Source organism: Nonomuraea aridisoli (genome assembly GCF_003236395.1).
Taxonomy (GTDB): Bacteria; Actinomycetota; Actinomycetes; order Streptosporangiales; family Streptosporangiaceae; genus Nonomuraea; species Nonomuraea aridisoli.
This window is the reverse complement of the sequence record NZ_POUD01000457.1, coordinates 1-4,010: the sequence shown is the minus strand read 5'-3', so window position 1 is coordinate 4,010 and position 4,010 is coordinate 1. Positions and strand designations below refer to the sequence as shown.

At 74.9% G+C, this 4,010-nt stretch carries 2 protein-coding genes; both read right to left on the bottom strand.

The annotated features are described in order from the left end of the window. Nucleotides 1-101: 101 nt before the first annotated feature. The gene (sepH, locus tag C1J01_RS46675; protein WP_111185421.1) at nucleotides 102-3,026 is read right to left on the bottom strand and encodes a septation protein SepH; all 2,925 of its coding nucleotides are present in this window, start codon (nucleotides 3,024-3,026) and stop codon (nucleotides 102-104) included. 160 nt (nucleotides 3,027-3,186) lie between these two features. After that, on the bottom strand, nucleotides 3,187-4,010 hold an 824-nt coding region (locus C1J01_RS46670), incomplete at its 5' end, for a protease inhibitor I9 family protein (RefSeq protein ID WP_181449349.1).

Sequence of the window (4,010 nt, the reverse complement as noted above, 5' to 3'; positions counted from 1 at the left end):
ACTGGGGCGTGCTGGACCGAGACGGGTCGGCCGGCCAGGGCTTCACCGGTGCGGGAGCGTCGGTGGAGTCCTGGCCGGCCGGGCTGGAAAGGGTGCTCTCGTCAGTCCTGGCGGCGGGCGCCGAACATGATCTCGTCCCAGGTCGGGACCGAAGCTCGGCGGCCTCGCGACTTGCGCGGCCGGGCGGCAGGGGCGGGCGGCGGGGACGGGGCCGGCACCGGCGGCTTGTCGTCCTTGCCCTCGTCCTTGCCCGCCCGCGCCGCCGGGACCGACGGCGCCGGCTTCGGCTTGGGCGTCGGAGGCTTGCTCTGCTGGGCGTCCTGCTCGGGCGCGGCGTCCGCCTCCGGCTGCGCTTCCTTGGTGCCGGGTACGGTCGCGTCCGGTGTGGGCGCCTCCGCTTCGGCCGGAGCGCTCTTGCCGGGCTCGCCGTCCTTGGCGGTCTCGTTCGCCTTGGTCGGCTTGTCCGTCTTGGTGGGCTCGGCCTTCGCAGGAGGGGTGTCTGCGGTGTCCGCCGGGGCCTGGGTGGTGGTCTCGGCCTTGGACTCCGCGGGCACGCCGGTCTCCGGTGTCGTGCTGCTGGTCGCGGTCGTGGTGGTGTCCACCGTCGCTGTACCTTCCGCCGTGGCGGGCGTCGTGACGGCGCCCGGCCGATCCGTGGAGCTGCCCTCCTGAGCAGCCGCTTCCGGGGCGGGGGGATTCGTAGTGGTGGCTTCCGTGGAGCCGGTGCCGATGTCCTTCGGCTCGGCGGACGTCTTCGCGGCGGCGTCCGCGCCGGACGAAGCAGCGTCGACCGAAGAAGCGCCTGCCGAGACCGCGTCTGTGGAAGCAGAGGCTGCCGAAGCTGCGTTCGCCGAGACCGCGTCTGTGGACGCGGGGCTTTCCGAAGCAGCGCTCGCCGTAGCGTCCGCTGGCACAGGAACTGCGGGAGCCGCTGGAGTGGCGTCCGTTGGGACTGCGGCGGTCGGCGCGGTGGCCGTTGTCGCCGTCGGGGTTGCCGGAGCCTCGCCGGTAGCGGCGGTGGTTCCGCGGGTGGCGTCCGCTTGCGCGGTGTCCTTCTCGGCGGCGTTCGCCTCGGGGGCGTCGGCTTCCGCCGCATGGCTCTGCGGGGTTGCCTCTGGCGTGGTGGGCGCCGGGGGAGTGGCGTCCGACTCGGGGTAGGTGCTCGACGCGGAGGTTGGTGCGGTGGTCGATGCGGCCTGACCGGTGCTCCCGGTCTCGGCAGCGCCGGACTGCCCACCCTGCGTCGGAGACTGCACGTCAGCGTCGGCAGCCTGCGTACCAGCGCGAACCTGCACACTTGCGGCAGCCTGGGCAGCAGCGTCGGCAGCCGTCCCGTCACCGGCAGCCTGCGTACCACCACTGGCGGCTTGCACGTCAGCGCCGTCTGTCTGGGCGACAGCACCGCCGGACTGCGTGGCGGGGTCGGTCTGCGCAGCCTCCGGCGCGGGCCGCGAGGCGGCGGACGGTTGGGGCTGCGTGGCGGACGGAGACGTCGGCGGCTGGGCGGCCGTGGCGGGCTGGGCTTGCGGGGCCTCGGCCGTGGTAGACGATTGGGCCTGGGCGGTGGCGGGCTCCTGGTGCTGTGTGGTCGCCGGGGCGCCGGGGTTGGAGCTCTGAGCGGCAGGTGAAGGCGGAGTCGCCGTGGTCGGGGAACCGTCCGTCCCGCCTGTCTGAGGGGCGGTGACGGGCTGGTCCCGGACGGGGGACGACACGCCTGCGGGCGCCTCTACCCCTGCGGCGGACTGCGCCGGTCCGGTGGGCGGCTGCCACGAGGCCGCCGGTTCCGAAGACGGGCGCGACGGGTCAGCCGACTCGGACGAAGACGGATGGGCGTCGCGCGACGGGCCGTCCTGGGCGGACGGCTTCTCCGTGGCGAACGGCTCCGCGGCGTACGGCTCCTGCGCCGGCAGCGAGTCCTCGGACGGCCTTGGCGCGGGCGGCTGTTCGGAGAGCGGACGGGACGAAGGCGGCGTGGCCGGGGCGTAGATGGACTCGCTCTCGCGTCCCGAGCCGAAGTCGGGCAGCCATGGCGAAGACCCGCCGCGGCGCGACGTGGTGTCGCCGGGGCGGGTGTAGCCGGTCTCGCGGGCCGGAGGTTCGGGGCGGAAGGACTCCCGCGGCCCGCCCTCGGCCCCGGAACCGGACCGCAGAGCCGAATCCCTGCCCGGGTCAGGCCGTAGGGCCGAATCCCTGCCTGAGTCGGGGCGGAGGGCCGATTCGCGGCCCGGGTCGGAGCGGCGGTCGCGGTCGAACGGGGTGTCGCGCGGCGCCGGGTCGGGAGCCCGGCCGGCCGGCGGGGTGTAGCCGACGGCCGGTTCCTCGGGCTCGCGGCGCGCCACCGGCGGGAACTGCACCGTCTCGGACGCCAGCGGCGGCACCGGCTGCAGCTTGGCCACCCGCGGCGCGAACGGCGTCACCGTGGTGTCCTCCACCACGGCCGGCTCAGGATCGAAGTCGGCGGACGACAGGCGCAGCGCCTCGTCGTCGTGCGGCGTCACGTGACGCTTGCGCGGGTCGAAGAGCCACTCGGCGTGGCGGGTGTGACCGTTCCAGACGTAGCCGAGCTTGACCCGCCACAGGCCGTCGTCGCGCTTGGCGGAGTCCCAGTCGATCTCGTCGGTGGGCACGCCGCGCCGGGTGAGCCGGTCGGCCACGAGGTCGCCGAGCGTCGGTCCGGGCGCCGATTCGCCAGGCATGCGCACGGAGACGCGTTGTGCCTGCTGGGCGACGTACTCCCGCTCCTGCAGCACCGGCCCCTCGAACCAGCGGACACGCTCGACCGGGATCCCGGCGGTCGCGGCGATCTCCTCCGCCGTCTCTCCCGCCCGGATGCGGGCCTGGATCTCCTTGGGGCGCAACGGACTCTCCACTTCGATCTCGTACTGGCCGAGACGGGAGAAGTTGCCGCGGACGGCAGCACGGAGCCGGTCGTCCACGGGAAGTGTGAAGCGCGTCCCCCGCCCGGCCGTAGCCAGGACGAGGTAGGTGCCGTCCTCACTCACCGCGACGAGTCGGAGCTCCTGCATGCGAGTCCCTTCGTCAGCGTCGCCATTCTTCCCCCGGACCCTTGAGTCTCTCGCGTGTGCCGGTTGCCTGCCAGCACCGTACCCGGCATGTCCGAACATCGCCTTCCTGGGATAGCCCCGGGGCGATGTGACGCCGGTCACATTTGAGGAGTCCATCCCTTCAGAGCCCGCCATCGCGCATGAGGAGGGTAGAGGCCCTCGACGGATTCTGGCGAATCACGGGCCGCGCCGCCGTGCACTTCAGCGAAGTGGCGAGGGCGGACGGCCCGGCGGCCGGATGGAGCTCCAGGAGCCGGGCGGCGGCGCCGGCCAATTCGGGCGCGTACGCCGAGAACGCCCGGCCTGAGGGGGTGGCCCGGCAGACGGCGGAGCGGGACGGTGCGGCGACGAACACGCCGGAGCGTGACAACGACCGCGCGGCCGTGGCGAGCGCGGCGGAGTCGGCGCCGTCGAGGGCGAGCGCGGCGACGGAGGGACGGCGGGCGTGGCGGTGGATCCAGTCGAGCCCGGCCAGCGCGTCCGACAGGGTGCCCGTGCCGTCGCAGCCGAGCACGCGGACGGAGGCGACCCGGGCTGCGGGGGCCGCGGCGTGGACGCGGCGGATCACCTGGGTGCCGTGTCCCGCGCAGTCGCGTCCGGTGCCGCCGGTGGCGTCGAAGGCGCGCCAGGCCCGGTCGCCGAACTCGTCGCGGGCGGCGTCCAGGCCGCCGGAGACGACGTAGACGGTGGTGCCCGCGCCGGTCGGCCGCCCGGCGGGCAGGGCCGGCGACCGCCCCATGGGCATGGGACGGATCGCCAGGTCGGGCTCGACCGCGCGCACGCGCGGGTCGGCCCGCAGCTCGGCCAGCTCGCCGGCGGTGAGGTACGTGGCGAAGCCGGGCAGCGCCGCGGTGTAGTAGCGCCGTACCCGCCAGCGCAGCTCGCCGACGAGGGCGCGGGCGGCCGGCCGCCCGCGGGTCAGGACGACGTACGGGCGGGTGGGCT